General features: G+C 66.6%; 11 protein-coding genes. 2 read left to right on the top strand and 9 right to left on the bottom strand.

Annotation, left to right across the window (positions count from 1 at the left end):
• Window positions 1–100: 100 nt before the first annotated feature.
• Window positions 101–526: an aspartate 1-decarboxylase gene (panD, locus tag AU252_RS11585; protein WP_205630562.1), complete on the top strand. Its 426-nt coding sequence runs from the start codon at window positions 101–103 to the stop codon at window positions 524–526.
• Between the two features lie 51 nt (window positions 527–577).
• Entirely contained in the window at window positions 578–1,504 is a 927-nt protein-coding gene (locus tag AU252_RS11580; protein ID WP_058930838.1) for an AEC family transporter, read from the top strand.
• Between the two features lie 62 nt (window positions 1,505–1,566).
• Here the strand turns inward: AU252_RS11580 and AU252_RS11575 are convergent, their stop codons facing one another.
• From AU252_RS11575 to AU252_RS11535, 9 genes are all read right to left on the bottom strand, one after another.
• Complete coding sequence (locus AU252_RS11575; protein ID WP_058930837.1) at window positions 1,567–4,206, bottom strand: trehalase-like domain-containing protein; 2,640 nt, start codon at window positions 4,204–4,206, stop codon at window positions 1,567–1,569.
• 288 nt (window positions 4,207–4,494) lie between these two features.
• Entirely contained in the window at window positions 4,495–6,600 is a 2,106-nt protein-coding gene (locus tag AU252_RS11570) for a hypothetical protein (RefSeq protein ID WP_058932896.1), read from the bottom strand.
• 5 nt (window positions 6,601–6,605) lie between these two features.
• Entirely contained in the window at window positions 6,606–7,691 is a 1,086-nt protein-coding gene (locus AU252_RS11565; protein WP_058930836.1) for a glycoside hydrolase family 130 protein, read from the bottom strand.
• A 3-nt stretch (window positions 7,692–7,694) separates the two neighbouring features.
• Window positions 7,695–8,627 (bottom strand): carbohydrate ABC transporter permease, encoded by a 933-nt coding sequence (locus AU252_RS11560; RefSeq protein WP_083510357.1) that lies wholly within the window; start codon window positions 8,625–8,627, stop codon window positions 7,695–7,697.
• A gap of 2 nt (window positions 8,628–8,629) precedes the next feature.
• Window positions 8,630–9,595, bottom strand: coding sequence for a carbohydrate ABC transporter permease (locus AU252_RS11555; protein WP_058930835.1), 966 nt, complete (start codon window positions 9,593–9,595; stop codon window positions 8,630–8,632).
• Between the two features lie 12 nt (window positions 9,596–9,607).
• On the bottom strand, window positions 9,608–10,909 hold the full coding sequence (locus AU252_RS11550; RefSeq protein WP_083510356.1) for an extracellular solute-binding protein: 1,302 nt from the start codon (window positions 10,907–10,909) through the stop codon (window positions 9,608–9,610).
• Between the two features lie 78 nt (window positions 10,910–10,987).
• Complete coding sequence (locus AU252_RS11545) at window positions 10,988–12,025, bottom strand: LacI family DNA-binding transcriptional regulator (RefSeq protein ID WP_058930834.1); 1,038 nt, start codon at window positions 12,023–12,025, stop codon at window positions 10,988–10,990.
• A 160-nt stretch (window positions 12,026–12,185) separates the two neighbouring features.
• A complete protein-coding gene (locus AU252_RS11540; RefSeq protein ID WP_058930833.1) occupies window positions 12,186–13,175 on the bottom strand; it encodes an LLM class flavin-dependent oxidoreductase in 990 nt (329 codons plus the stop codon).
• Between the two features lie 221 nt (window positions 13,176–13,396).
• On the bottom strand, window positions 13,397–15,325 hold the full coding sequence (locus AU252_RS11535) for a PxKF domain-containing protein (RefSeq protein WP_058930832.1): 1,929 nt from the start codon (window positions 15,323–15,325) through the stop codon (window positions 13,397–13,399).
• Window positions 15,326–15,353: the final 28 nt, after the last annotated feature.

Here is a 15,353-nt window from a genome sequence, read left to right as displayed (position 1 = left end):
ATCGCCCGGTCACGTGCGGGTAAGTCGGGGAAACAGCTTCCGCCGGCATGTTTAGTGCGTCACAGCGCGATCCGTGTGCCGGCGCTAGACTGGGCGGGTTATGAATCGCACAATGTTCAAGTCCAAAATCCACCGGGCCACCGTCACGCATGCCGACCTGCACTACGTAGGATCGGTCACCGTTGACCTGGACCTGCTGGATGCTGCCGACATCCTTCCCGGCGAGCTCGTGGCCATCGTGGACGTGACCAACGGTGCGCGCCTGGAGACCTACACCATCGCCGGCGAGCGCGGCTCGGGAGTCATTGGCATCAACGGGGCAGCCGCGCACCTGATGCATGAGAACGACATTGTCATCCTGATCACCTATGCCCAGATGACCACGGAAGAGGCCAAGGCCTACAACCCGAAGGTTATCCATGTGGATAAGGACAACAAGATTGTCCGGATCGGAAACGATCCCGCCGAGGGCCTCACGCCGGGCCTGATGCGCCCGCCGTTCGCCCTTAACAACGCCGCCCTGTAGCCGGAGCGTGAGTCCGGGCAGACACCGCCGCCGCAGCCTCGGAGGCTTTTCTTGGTAGGCGTGCTGCAGGGCTTCTTTGTTGTCTGGTTCATCATCATGGTGGGCTGGTTCGTCGGCCGCCGGCGGATCCTGGGCGACAATGCCCGCCAGGTCCTCAGTGGCCTGACCTTCTTTGTGGCCAGCCCTGCCCTGCTCTTCGAGACCCTCAGCAAGGCGCAGCTGCGGGAAGTCTTCGCGGAACCGTTGCTGGTCACGGCGGTGTCCGCCGTCTGCACCGCCCTTGTCTTCTTCAGCATCGTGAAGTTCGTCCTGAAACGCGCGCTGCCGGAAGCCCTGATGTCCTCGATGGCCGCGTCCCTGGCCAACTCCGCGAACCTTGGCATCCCCATCGCGGTCTACGTCCTGGGCGACGCCAGTTACGTGGCGCCGCTGCTGATCTTCCAGCTGGCGTTCTTCACGCCGATTTTCCTGATGATCCTGGATGCCAGCACCAGCTCACACCGCACCACGCCCTGGGGATTCATTCTTATGATCCTGCGGAACCCGATGATTGTTGGCTCCGGCCTGGGCCTGCTGGTTGCAGGGACCGGTTGGGAGGTTCCGCCGCTGCTCCTGGAGCCGATCCACCTCATTGGCGGCGCCGCGATTCCGGCCATGCTGATCGCCTTCGGCATGAGCCTGAACGGCAGCCGGCCATTGCAGGCCGCCGCCGGCAGACGGGTGGACACTCTCCTGGCCAGTGCCTTCAAACTGGTGGTCCAGCCGGCCATCGCCTATATTTTTGCCCGCTTTGTCCTGGGCATCGAAGGCCCGGCCTTGTTCGCGGCCGTCGTGGTGGCGTCCCTCCCCACCGCGCAGAACGTTTTTGTTGCCGCCAGCCGCTACCAGACCGGCCTCACCGTGGCCAAGGACACCGTCCTGATCACCACGGTGGTGGCAGTACCCGCCATGATCGGCGTCGCGCTGCTGCTGAACTGACCAGCGCGAACGAGCAGTTGGGGCCCTCCCGAACAGGGCCTCAAGTGTACGTTCGCGCCGGGTTATGTCCTTTTGGCCTCTGGCTTGTGCCGGTCCAGGATCCGGGCGCAGCGGATGAACCCCAGGTGCGAGTAGGCCTGCGGGTGGTTCCCGAGATGCGTCTCCGTACTGGGATCGTATTCTTCGGGCAGCAGGCCGGTGGGGCCGAAGAGGTTCACCAACTGGTCGAACAGGTCCCAGGCCTCCTCGATCCTGCCGACCGCAACGTACGCCTCAATCAGCCAGGTAGTGCAGATGTGGAAGCCGCCCTCCAAACCCGGCAGGCCGTCGTCGTACCTGTACCGGAACACGGTGGGACCCACCCGCAGTTCCCGTTCCACGGCGGTGACGGTGTCCAGGAACCGCTGGTCAGTGACATCCAGCAGGCCGGAGAGCCCGATGTGCAGGACGGCCGCATCCAGGTCGGGGCTGTCGTAGGCCACCGTATAGGACGCGGCCGAATCATCCCAGCCTTCGCGCAGGACTTCCTCCCTGATGGTCCGGGCCGTGGGTTCCCACGACGGATCCGGCGTCCTGCCGTGCCGGTCGGCGGTCCGCAGTGCGCGGTCCAGGGTCACCCAGCACATCACCTTGGTGTAGACGTGGTGCCGCGGCGGCCGCCGTGCTTCCCAGATGCCATGGTCAGGCTCATGCCACCGGGCCAGGACGGCGGCCGCCATCTGCACCAACAGATCCCAATGGTCGTCCTCGAGGGCACCATTGCGCGAACTGACGCCGTGGATCAGTTCCGCCACCGGTCCGAAGACATCCAGCTGGACCTGGTGGTCCGCGGCGTTGCCGATCCGGACCGGCCGGGACCCCGCATACCCGGGCAGGCTGTCGATGACGGCCTCCGTGGACAGCGGCGCCCCCGTCACCGAGTACAGCGGATGCAGCCATTCCGGGCCCGGCGCATGTTCGAGGATCCGGCCCAGCCAGCTCAGGAAACCGGCCGCCTCCGCTGTGGAGCCCAGGTCCACCAGCGCGTTCACCGTCATGGACCCGTCCCGCAGCCAGCAGTAGCGGTAATCCCAGTTCCGTGTGCCGCCGATTCCTTCGGGCAGCGACGTGGTGGGCGCGGCCAGCACGGCACCCGTGGGCTCGTGCACGAGTGCCCGGAGTACCAGCGCCGAGCGGCGGACCAGCGATGGCTTCACCGAGGGCAGCTCCAGTTCCTGCACCCAGCGGCGGGAGTGGAGCGCCACCCCCGCCCGCCGGTCCGTCTCCCGGCAGGGGTCCGCCAACGCGGGCTCGGTGTCGCCGCAGCGCAGGTTGAGGACCACAGGCCCGTCCTGGAGGTTGACCGAAGCGGTGGCGGTGGCGTGGAGGCCGTCCGAGGTGACGGTGAAGCTGACGCCCGGGGCAAAAAGGAAGATGGGATCGGAGGTTCCCACCACATGGAGTTCATCGCCGCGGGCTTCCATGCTGAACGGCGCGTTGGCGTAGTCCGGCCGGGGTGCGAAGACGATCTTGGCGCCGCCGGTTCCGGAGAGCACTCGGACCAGGCTGGTGATCCCTTCAGGTGCCGGCTCCAGGTAGTCCGTGACGGTCACGTCCGCCCAGCGCGTCTCCACGATCATGGTGCTGTCCACGTAGCGCTGGCCCAGAACCTGCGAGGACGTGACCGGTTCAACGGAGAAGTGCCCGGCGGCGTCGCCGCCCAGGATGTGGGCGAACAGCGACCCTGAATCCGGGAGCGGGTGGCTCATCCAGCAGACCTTGGCATCCGGCGTGACCAAAGCGGTGGCGGATCCGTTGCCGATCAGCGTGTGCCGCTCGAGCCCCACGGCGTCCTCGCCGAAAAGCCAGGCCCGCCGCAGCTCGAACAGGAGGGCAAGGATGCGGGCGAAGGATTCCGGATCCCGCAGCCGGTGGGAAGCACGGGTCTCCCCCGGCCCCACGCGTAACCCCAGGTCCGGGCCGCGGAGCGTGGCGATGGCCAGTTCGTCGCTGTGGGCGTCCCCTGCGTACAGCGCAGCACTCGCGCCCAGCCGGGACCGGAGATTTTCCAGGGCGTCCGCCTTGGACGGTTCCATTACCGAGAGGTCCAGGACCGAACCGTCCACGATGAAGAACAGCCCATGGGCCCTGGCGATCTCCCGGGCCGTTTCCGTCACCACCTGCACCACCGCCGGCGAGGCCGGCCGGGTGTGCACGGACACGGCCACCGGCTTCCGCTCGATCCAGATGCCCTCCTGGAAACCCACGGCCTCAGTCAGGGCGGTGCCTACCTTGTGGAGCGTGGCTTCGGTGGCGAGGTCCTGGACGTGGGCGAAGGCCATGTCCGACTCCGCGCCGTGCGATCCGATGAGATGCACCTCCGCGGGCAGCCGTGACACAGCGGCGAGGTCACGCAGCGAGCGCCCCGAGATGACGGCGGCATGGGTGTTGGGCAGGGCGGCCAGGGCGCGGAGCGCGATCGCGGCGCTCCCCAGGGGAAGGGTCTCGGTGGAGATTCCCTCCGCGTCGCACAGTGTTCCGCCGTAGTTGCAGGCCACGAGCAGCCCGGGGACACGGGCCAGGACCTTCAGTTCGGCCAGGAGGGTGGGGGTGAACCCTTCGTCTGCCAGGTCCGACTGGATGAACGTCCGCAGCAGGCCCAGCGGCAGCGATCTGGTCAGCAGGGCGGAATCCGCCACGCTCTGGTTCAACGGCGTAGCCATGCGTGCACTCCTTCAGCAGAGCCTGGCCCGGAAGGCCGGAGGGGCCGTATCCCATGTTTCCGCCGGGTGGTTTCGCCTGAATGTCCCGGCTATTGCCACCGTGTAAAGTCCGACGGCGGGACCCACCCTCCGCCGCCGGCCTCGCGTCGCGCGGTGTCACGCAGGGCAGGCTTTAACGCCCGACGACGGCGCCCCACCGCGCCTATCCGCGGCAGGGCGCCGTCGTGGTTTCCAAAAGGCTGCCGTGCGTGACGCCGGTCCGTTGGCACCAGCGTCAGCCCGCCAGGGTCACCCGGCGGTCAGCGTCACCATCGTGAAGCCGCCCGGGGCCACCGTGACGCGTCCGGACGTGGTGCTGGCGTTGTCCGCAGAGCCCTTCACCGGCTGGCCGGCGGAGTCGTACTGGCGCTGGACCAGCACAAACCCTTCCGGCACGCCCACCTGCTGCACGGTAGCGGACTTGGCCGCGCTGACGTACAGCGTGGACTCGCCGCCGGAACCGGAGACCCGCACCGTGGAGATCAGCGGCTGGACCAGGAGGGCGTCCAGTGCCGCGTGGCCGTCGGTGCTGGCGGTGACCGAAGTCAGTCCGGCAGCCAGTGCGCGCCTCAGCGTGAGCGGGATGAGGATGCCGGGCGCGTCGGTGATGCCCTGCGCCCCTGCCCCGCCGTTGGCCGTGGTGCCCAGCGGTCCCTTGGCCGAGGTCCAGGTGGTGGTGCCCGAGGGCGCAATTGCCTGGTTCACGATGGGGAAGACATTGCTGGGCTGGTCCGCTGCCGCCAGCGGGATGGAAAGACTGCCGCCGGCGTTCAGGTCAACATATGCCCCGCCGGAGATGTTCGCTTCGCCGGTCCAGGACGACGGCGGGCGAACCACGGTGCCGCTGCCCGTGATGGTGCCGGCTTCGGCTTCCACCACGTTGAGTCCGTTGGTCCCTTCGGTCACGCTGATCCCCACGGCCTTGGCCCGGAGTTCCGGGTTGGCGTCGAGGGCCAGCATGGTGAGCAGGGCGTGGATGGTGGATTCGGCGCCGGAGTTGGGGTTGATCCGGCCGTCCGTTTCGATCCCGTCGATGGCCGTGCCGGTGGCCGGGTTGTACGCGGGGGCGCCGTTGGGGTTGGCGCCGAAGAACCAGCCGGCGGCGATGGCGGCCACGTCCAGGAGGCCTGGAGCTTTAGCGGCTTCCGCCGTCGCCACCAGGCTTTGGACGCGGGAGTCCACGCCGTAGGCGATCTGCGCCTCGCCGGGAGCGGGGCTCCAGGCGTTGTCCGGTCCGCCTGCTGCGAGCAGCTGCGGCGTGAACTGCGCGGTGTCCTTCACGGCTGCCGTCAACAGGTCAGGCCGGTCCAAGACGCTGGACGCGGTGGCAACAGCGGCCGGAGCCATGCCGCCCCACGCATGCCAGAGGCTCTGCGACTTGTTCCACGGCATGATCGCGCCGAACGGCCATTGCGTGGCCGATCCGGAAGACATCGCCGTCACGCCCTCGCTCAGCTGGGACAGCGCCGTGGTGGCCACGGCATCGGACGGAACGGTCTCCACATACGCGGCCAGGCCCAGCACGGCCTCTGCCGAGGCATCCGCGCCGCCGGCGATCAGCCAGGCCGGAACCTGGACGCCGTCGGCGGTGTCGAACGTGCCGTACTTGGCCAGGGACTGGCGGTTCAGGGCACCTAGGGAAAGGTGCAGACGGTCCTGCAGGAACGCGGCGAACTCCGGATCGGACTCGGCAAACCCTGCGAAACCTTCGCCCAGGGCCCACACCGTGCGGGCCAGCCAGTAGGATTCCGCGGAGTCGGACGGATCCGGCAGTTCCACGGGAATGGCGCTGGGGTTCAGGCTGCCGTCCGTCTGCTGCCAGAGGATGACGTTGCCGGCGTTCGGGCCGTCCACCGTTTGCAGGTACGTGAGCGTACGAAGGTTCTGGAAGGCGTGCTCCTTGCTCGCCAGGTCCCCGGTCTGCTTCCAGTGCCGCAGGTATACGACGGCGGTGCGGGCAATATCGTCCGCGTTGTAGGCGCCCTGGGTCCAGTCGCCCGTGGCCGGATCCAGGTTCCCGCCGCCCACACGGTCATAACTGCCGTCGTCGTTCTTGTCGGCGTAGGTCCACGGCGCTTCGGCCTCGGGGTCCTGCTCCAGCTGGTAGGTGGTGTGCCCGGCCACCGGAGCCAGCGGAACCGTGTCCAGCAGGAAGTCCAGGTGGTCCAGGTTGGTCAGGCTGCCGCCGTCGGCCAATGCGGGTGCCAGGACGGGTGCCGCCGGTGCAGTATGCGCAGTGGCGGACGACGGCGGCGCGGCAGGGGCCGCCGTGACGGCACCTGCCTGCAGCGAAACAGCCAGCAGGGAAACGGCCACCGCCGTCACCACCGGCCGTGTGGCCTTCGGTGAAGGCATCACCCTCAGACCCGGTCCAGTTTGGCCACACCGATTTTGGAGTCGGCCATCCCGTAGAACACAAACAGCTGGTCGCCGATTTTTTCGATCGCGGTGGGGAACACCACGTTCGGCACGATCCCGGAGATCTCGTCCTCGGTTTCCGGCGCCAACAGCGGCTTGTCGCTGCGGGCGATGACCCTGGACGGGTCGTCTGCGGACAGGATCATGGCCGCGGCGGTGTAGTTGACGTTCTGCTGCTGCTCGAAGGCGGAGGCGGCCATCTTGCCGGCCACGCCGTGGTGGATCAGGAGCCAGCCTTCGTTCACGCGGAAGGGGGGCGGGCCGCCGCCGATCTTCAGTTCCTCGAAGGGGAACTCGCTGAGGGCCACGAGCCGGTGCTTGCCCATGTGGACCAGGTTGCGCAGGTCGCGTTCGACGTCGGCCACAGCCACGTAGGAGATCCAGATGCCGGGGCGGTTGTCCGTGACGCCGGCGGGCAGGTGCTCGCCTTCGCCGGGACGGATCCAGCCCAGGTCCCACATGGGGCGGTGCAGCATGGCGTAGGAGGGCACGCCGTCGGGGTCGTTCACCGGCTCCGGGAAGAACACGGCGTCCTTGTTGGGAAACAGGTTCAGGTCCATGGAGAGATCGGCCTGGTACTCGAAGAAGCAGGGGCCGAGGCGGTCCCAGTTCCGGAGGTCCTCGGAGTGGGCTAAGGCGAGGCGGGGACCCAGCGGGCCGTAGGCCACGTAGGTCATGAGGTGCTTGCCCAGGGCGGGTACCCAGGTGGTGCGCGGGTCCTCGGTGCCGGCGTTGTTCATGCCGCGTTCCCAGCCCTCGTCCGGGGCCAGGACCACGCCCTCGCGTTCCACGCCGGTGGGTACGCCGTCGTCGTTGATGACCACTTTGGCGAGGCCCACGCGGGACACGTTGCCGGTGGCCACAAGCCGCGGCAGCAGGTACAGCTCGCCGTCCGGGCCGCGGCCGCTGGCGGGGTTGAGGACACCCTCGGCCTCGAAGTCGTTGCCGGGTTCGGGGGTCATGATGACGCCGGCGCGGGTGAGGGTGAAGGGGACAGTGGGGAGTGCAGAAGTGTGGGGGGAAGTCATTGATTAGCCCTTTACGCTGGAACCGATATTGGTGGAAATGAACTGGCGCTGGAAGAAAATGAACAGCGCGACGGCGGGCGCCGCCAGGACGCAGGCACCGGCAAGGATGGCGCCGAACGGGTTGCCGGCCTGGCCGGCGATGTTGGAGATGAAGTTGGCCAGGGACACGGCCAGGGGTTGCAGGGACTGCTCCTTGGTGACCAGGAACGGCCACAGGAACTCGTTCCACGGGCCGATGAAGGTCAGCAGCACCGCGGTGACAATAGCCGGACGAACCAGCGGGATGGCGATCTGCCACAGGATCCGCAGTTCCGAGGCGCCGTCGATCCGGGCCGCCTCAAACAGGGTTGAGGGCAGCTGGAGGAAGTACTGGCGGAACACAAACACCGCCGTGGAGTTGATGGCGAACGGCAGGATCATGCCCAGGAAGCTGTCCGCCAGGCCGTAATCGCGCACGATCATGACGTAGAGCGGGATGAGCAGCAGCTGGAACGGGATCATCTGCACCAGCAGCATCATGCCGAACACCACGCCGCGGCCACGGAACTTCATCTGCGCCAGGGCATAGCCCACGAGCAGCCCGAAAATCACCGTGAAGAAGATGACGCCGCCGGTGAAGATGCCGGAGTTGAGCAGGCCACGGAACAGGTTGATGGACTCGTTGATCTGCACATAGTTCGCCCCGGTGATGTTGGCCGGGTTAGGAAACGCGCCGAAGATCGACGTGTCCGGGGCTGTCTGCAGTGAACCGATGAGCATGTAATAGAACGGGAAAAGGAAAACGAAGGCGCCCACGCCGAGCAGGATGAAGCTGCCCACGCCCAGGTTGCGGCGCTTTTCGACACCCGAGCCGGGACGAAGGACAGGTTCCGGTGGTTCCGGACGCCGGCTGGCGTCGTCGTCGTTCTTGGCGTTTTGTGCGTTGGTGACGGACATTCTCAGTCCTCCTTCCCGCCCACGAGGCGTTTCTGGATCAGGGCGATCAGCAGGACGCCGATCACCAGCACCACACCCAGTGCGGCCGCGACGTCGGGGTTCCCCTGCAGGAGGCCCCGCTGGTACATGATGAACACCGGGGACGCCGAGGCCCCGTCCGGACCGCCGCCGCCGGTCAGCAGATACGGTTCGGTGAAGAGGTTCGCGCCGGTGATGGTGGCCAGCAGCGTGACCAGGACGCTGGCGGGCCGGACGCCCGGCACGGTGATGTTCCAGAACTGGACCCACTTGTTGCCGCCGTCCACGGCCGCTGATTCGTACAGCTCGTCGGGGATGTTCTGCAGCGCCGCGAGGTAGAGCAGGATGAAGAATCCCAGCTGTTTCCACGTCACGTACAGGGCCACGGTGGGCATGGCCAGCCACGAATTCACCAGCCAGGACGGGGTTGGGGCCAGCGGCCCCAGCAGCGTGTTCAGCAGCCCGTTTTGCTGGAACAGGAACAGCCAGACCCCGACGACGGCGACGCTCGCGGTCACATACGGCACGTAGTAGCTGAGGCGGAAGAACGTCTTGAACCGGGTGATGCGGTTCAGGGCGTTGGCCAGCAGCAGCGACAGGCCCACCGTGAGCGGGACGTTGATGATGAGGAAAACGCCGATGTTCAGGAACGAGCGCTGGACGGCGGGGTCTGACAGGACGGTGATGTAGTTGTCGAACCCTACAAACGGCCGGTCCACCTTGACCCGTGGCGCTGTGAAGAAGAAATCGTGGAAGGAAATGTAGACGGCGTAGCCGAGGGGGAACGCCAGGACGGCCAGCACGTAGATGACGTAGGGAGCGCTGAACAGCAGGCCCAGCGGCTGGGGGCCCAGGAAGTTCTTACGCTTCCTGGGCACCAGCCGCCGGTCCGCCGTTCCACCAGCCGGTTTCCCCGTGACGGGGTTCCCACTAGAAGAGCGGAGTGACATTGGGGGTCACCGCTACTTCTGGGCTACCAGTTGGTTGATCTTGTCGGCCGCGTCCTTGAACGAGGTGTCGATGCTTTCGTTCCCGAAGATCACGGCCTTGGCGTAGGCGGTGCGGAAGGTCTGCCAGACTTCAACGGAGTTGGCGACGTTGGGGACCTCCACGGTCCGCGCGGCCTGCTCGGCGAACTGGGTGTACGCCGGGTTCTTGGCGAAGTAGTCCGCGTAGACCGTGGGAAGGTCCTTGCGCATGGGCATCTGGCCGGTGTCGGTCAGCAGCTTGCCGTCCTGCTCCTGGCTCGTGGCGAACTTCATGACCTCCCAGGCGGTGCCCTGGTTCTCGCAGGCCGAGTACATGGCCACGTTCTTGGCGTCGGAGAAGGTTGAGGCATCAGCCTTGGCCGCGGCAGCGGGGACCGGGACCGCGCCCCAGTTCACCTTGTCCTTGTAGGCGGCAATGGCCCACGGACCGGCCATGGACATGGCCGCCTTGCCTTCGGCGAATGAATCGCCCTGGTAGACCTCCTTGGAGGCCAGTTTCTCCTTATAGAGGGTCTCGAACATGGTGGCGACCTGCTTGCCCTCCTCGCTGTCGAACGTGGCCTTGCCGTCCTTCACCAGCGGGGTGCCGTCGGAGTTGGCGGCGTAGAAGGAGTAGAAATCGAACCAGGCCTGGAAGAAGTCACTGGCCGGTGATGGCCACATGGCGTTGGTGGCAGCACCTGAGGACACCAGGGTCCGGGCGGTGTCCAGCAGTTCCTGGTGCGTCCCCAGCTTCGGGTTCTCCGGATCCAGCCCGGCCTTGGCAAACATGTCCTTGTTGTAGAAGAGGACAACGGGATTGGACTTCCAGGGCAGCTGGTACATCTTGCCGTCCGCGGACTTGTACTGGTCCGCCAGGTCACCGGTGCGGTCCTTGATGTACTGGAGCCCGTCCGGGAACTCATCCAGGGCCACCAAACCACCCTGCTTCTGGAACTGGGGAACTGCGACAGGCGCGGTGTTGAAGACCAGGCAGGGAGCGTTGCCGGCCGTGATGGCTGCGCCGATGACTTCCTCGGAGCTCTTGCCGGCAGGGATCTCCTGCGCATCGATCTTCTCGTCCGGGTGGGCGGAGTTCCAGGATTCCACCATCGCCTTGCCCCACTTCACCTCGAACTCGTTGTTGGAGTACCAGATCTTGATGGGGCCTTTGGCGGACGTGGCGGAACCGCCATCGCCGCCCCCTCCGCTGCCGCCGCAGGCAGCCAGGCCTGCCCCCATGACGGTCAGGGCGGCCACTGACAATATTCGCGTGGCTTTGGTAAAGCGCTTCATTGCGACTCCTTGGTACTGGTCCCGGTGGGGATCTGCGACTGGTTGGTGTGCCTTTTTGCTTGCTTGGGGGATTGATTGCTACGGTGCTGGCTTGGTGGTTGTGGATGGGGCGGGGCCGGTGGAGGCGCGGACCAGCAGGGAAGGTGCCTGCAGGTCCGTATCCTCACCGGAGTGGGTGCCGTTGAGCTGGTCCAGGAGGGCCTGCGCGGCAACTCTGCCCCAGCGCATGGGGTCAGTGGCGATAGTGGTGAGGGGCGGGTTGAGGTACTGGGTGAACTCGGCGTTGTCGTAACCGGTGATGGACAGATCTCCCGGAACGCTCAGGCCCTGGGACTGGGCGAAGGACTGGCCGGACGTCGCCATGAGGTCGTTCGCATAGACAATCGCGGTGGGGCGGTCCGGCCGGCGGAGCAGTTCCGCGGTGGCGGCCACTCCCCCGGGCGCCGTGAAGTCAGCCTCCGCGAACAGATCCGCTGCCAGGCCGGCAGCGGCCATGGCCGCTTCCCAGGCCCGGCGGCGGCTGCGGCCGTGGATGTATTCCTGGGCCCCGCCCACGTGGCCGATCCGGACGTGGCCCAGGGCCAGAAGATGTTCGACGGCGGCCGTGATGCCGTCCGTGTCATCCATGGACACCGCGGGGAAGGGTGAGTCCGAATCCGGCCTGTTGAGCGTCACGGCCGGCAGCTTGAGCTCGCGCAGCAGGCCGATCCGGGAATCGTTGTGCCGCACATCGGTCAGGATCACGCCGTCCACGCGGCCGCCGTCGGCCAGTTTGCGGTACGCCCGTTCTTCGGCGCCGGGGGCGGTGGCAACGCTCAGGACCAGCGTGTAATCGTGCTCGGCGAGGGTGGTTTCGATGCCCGCAATGAACGCCGGGAAGAACGGGTCCGTGCCGAGGAGCTTCGGGTCGCGGGCCACCACCAGGCCCAGCGCGTAGGCCTTCGCGGAGGACAGGCCCTTGGCGCGGAGGCTTGGCTTCCAGCCAAGCTCTTTGGCGACCTGCAGGATCCGGCCCCGGGTGGCGTCGCTGACGCCGGGCTGGTTGTTCAGCGCATACGAGACAGCACCCTTGCTGACGCCGGCCGCATGGGCGACGTCGCTGATGGTTACTGCCATGATGTGGGGCCCTTCAGGTTTCGGGTCCCGTGACTCACGCCACTGAACCGGTTCAGTAGACTCTACTAAACCGGTTCAGTTGAGGGATGTCAAGGGCCCGCCGCCACATTGATGGGCGCGTCCCCGCTTGCTGTGGCGCTGGTCTGAACCTTTGCCGGACCTAGACCCGGGCCAGCCCGGCAACCTCCGCCAGCAGCTCCACGGAGCGGATTCTGGCCTCGGTGCCGGTGTTCTGGTGCGCCACGATGAGCTCGTCGGCGTCGGAGTGCTTGGCGAACTCCTCGAGGTAGTCGTTCACAACGTCCGGGGTGCCGATGGCCGAGTACGTCATCATCTGCGAGACGTGCTGGCCCTGCGGGGAGTCCAGGATCATGTCCGCTTCGTCGTCGGTGAACTCGCGCCCGCCGCCGAAGAACAGACCGACGCGGGCGCGCAGGGTGGCCCGGAAAGCCGCCTGCGCTTCGGCAGCCGTATCGGCGGCGATCACGTTGACGCCGGCGATCACGTGCGGGGCATCGAGCTGGGCCGACGGCTTGAATTCGCTGCGGTAGAGCGCCACGGCCTCCTGCAGGGCGTTGGGGGCGAAGTGCGAGGCGAAGGCGTACGGCAGGCCCAGCTGGGCGGCGAGGCGGGCGCCGAACAGCGACGATCCGAGGACGTACAGCGGGACGTTGGTGCCCTTACCGGGCGTGGCCTCCACGCCCTGGATCCGCGTGGGACCGGTGAGGTAGCCCTGCAGCTCCAGGACGTCCTGCGGGAAAGTGTCGGCGGACATGGGGTCCCGGCGCAGCGCGCGCATGGTGTTCTGGTCGCTGCCGGGGGCGCGGCCCAGGCCAAGGTCGATCCGGCCCGGGTGCAGCGTTTCCAGGGTGCCGAACTGCTCGGCGATGGTCAGCGGCGAGTGGTTGGGCAGCATGACGCCGCCGGCGCCGAGCCTGATGGTCTTGGTGTGGGCGGCCACGTGGGCGATCAGCACGCTGGTGGCCGACGACGCGATGGCGGACATGTTGTGGTGCTCGGCGTACCAGATCCGCCGGTAGCCCAGCTCCTCCGCCCGCTGTGCCATGGCCACGCTGCCGGCGAAACTCTCCGCCGCCGTCTGGCCTTTGCCAATGGTTGCCAGGTCAAGGATGGAGAGGGGAAGCGTCACGTCGGTGCCGGCCTTTCAATGCGTTGCGTAGGGTGGCCGGCCGGGTCGCGGCGGGCACACTGTGGACAACGACGGCGGTGCCCGGGTTATTTCTGCGGGCTGCGGTGGGGTGGCCCACACCGTTGTGCAGGGCGGCAGGCCGGCGAGTGCGCAGGCCGGGTGGGCAAACAGCAGGGCCCGGCCTCGCGGCCCGGGCCCTGCTGTTTGCTGGGTTGCGTCCCCTACTTCAGCTTGAAGTTGGCACTGATGGTGCTGCCATCGGCCGCCGTCATGGTGAGCTGGTAGCAGGTGCCGGCACCGGTGGGAGTCTTCCAGTTGTAGATGAACTGCCCGCCCGTGGCGTCGTACCGAAGCGACGTGCTTCCAGTTGTGGTTGTTTCGATGTCATCGATCAGGACAGCCAGTGAGCAGGTGATCCTGGCCATCGAGAAGGCCATCTTGCTGGGGTCGGTGATCTCGGAGGCACCGGCGAACACTTCGAACTTTGCCGGCACCGTGCTGCCGCCCTTGACGGTGTTCAGCACCCCGTTCATGTCGACGGGCTGATAGAAGCCCTTGAGGGTCCAGGCCTTCACCGTGTAATTCTGGGTGAAGGTGCTGGTGTTGCCCGCCTTGTCCGTGGCCGTGGCGGTCAGCGTGTGCGTGCCCACCCCGGCGTTGTAGCCGCTGACGGTGCAGTCGGCGGCGAGTCCGGACAAGGAGTCCGAGGCTGTGCAGCCGGGGGCGGCGGGGGTTGACCCGAAGTAGCTGTCGCCCAGGGTGGAGCTGAAGCCAACTTCCGGAGCGGTCTTGTCGACCTTGAAGCTGGCCGAAGCCGCACCGGCTGGCGTGACATTGCCGGCGACGTCTTCAAACGCGGGGCTTTCGACAACAACAGCCGTTCCTTCGCCGTCCGAGGTTGCGGTCTTCGTTGCAGAAGCCGGACCGGACGTTTCATCGGCGCCGGTGAACGTGGCAACCACGTTGCTCCGGTACCAGCCCTCCGTGCCTTCAGTTCCCGCAGCCGAGGTGTAAGAAACCTCCGGTGCCGTCTTGTCGATCTTGAAGGTCTGGGAAACAGCACCGGCGGCGGTGGTGTTGCCCGCTACGTCCGCGAATTCGGGGCTCTGGACGGAAATGGCAGCGCCTTCGCCGCTGGACGTCACCGTCTGGGTGGCCGAGGCCGGGCCTGACGTCTCATCCGTGGCGGTGAACCGGGCCACGACATCCGAGAGGTACCAGTCATTGTTGCCCAGCGTGCCGGCTGCATCGGCGTAGCTGACGGTGGGGGCGGTTCCATCCTTCTTGATGGACACACTGACCGAACCGGCAGTGCCACCGCCACTGGTGGCGGAGCAGGAGTACTCGTTGGGCAGCTGGTCCAGCGCCACGGTCTGGTCCTCGCAGCCCTGGAGCTGAAGCGTGCTGGGTGAGTCGGGTTCGGTGACGGTCCAGGTCAGCTGCACAGAGTTGCGGTACCAGCCTGCGAGGCCGTCCGCCGCGGCGGGGCTGAGGGTATAGCTGATCACCGGGGCCGAGGCGTCCACGATGTTGTAGGTCACCGAACTCTTCACGTAGATGCCGCCATTGTCCGTGTGCTCGCAGGTCGCCTTCTGCGATCCCACTCCACTCGCGGAATCATCGCCCGTGATGGGGCTGACTTCGGCAGGGAACGTCTCGTGGCCGTCTTCGGCGTCGTCAACCACACACACAGCGTCGGGAACGGAGCCTTTGAAGTATGAGCCACCGTTCTCAACACCGCTGAACGTCAGGACTGGCGCAGCATTTGACGGTGCGGGGGCAGCGACATCGACGCGGAATGCTGCGGGAAGGACGTCGAACAGGTACGTAGTTGAGTTGCTGATGATACGGACAGTGACGTTGGCCGATCCAGCAGCAAGTGGCGTGATTGTCAGCGGCTGAGTGAATCCGCAGGAATCGAACGTAGTTTCTGAGGGTGACACAGTAGCCACCCCTGGGTTACTGGAGGCAAGGCTGAGCTTAAGCGTGTTCTGTCCCGTAAGGTTGCATCCGTTCTTTCCGTCGCCGCCTGTCTCGAAAAGAGCCAGCGAAGTGGCACCCTTCGCCCCACCCACGTTCAAAGCCATGACCTCCGCCTCGGTATCAATACCTGCGTCGATAGTGTTGTGGATCTGGTCCGCGTAAACCACGCCCGCACTCGCGAGGAGGAGGCTCCCG

Origin of the sequence: Pseudarthrobacter sulfonivorans (genome assembly GCF_001484605.1) — a bacterium.
Taxonomy (GTDB): Bacteria; Actinomycetota; Actinomycetes; order Actinomycetales; family Micrococcaceae; genus Arthrobacter; species Arthrobacter sulfonivorans_A.
The sequence above is the reverse complement of the archived record's forward strand: the minus strand, read 5'-3'. Positions and strand labels throughout refer to the sequence as shown.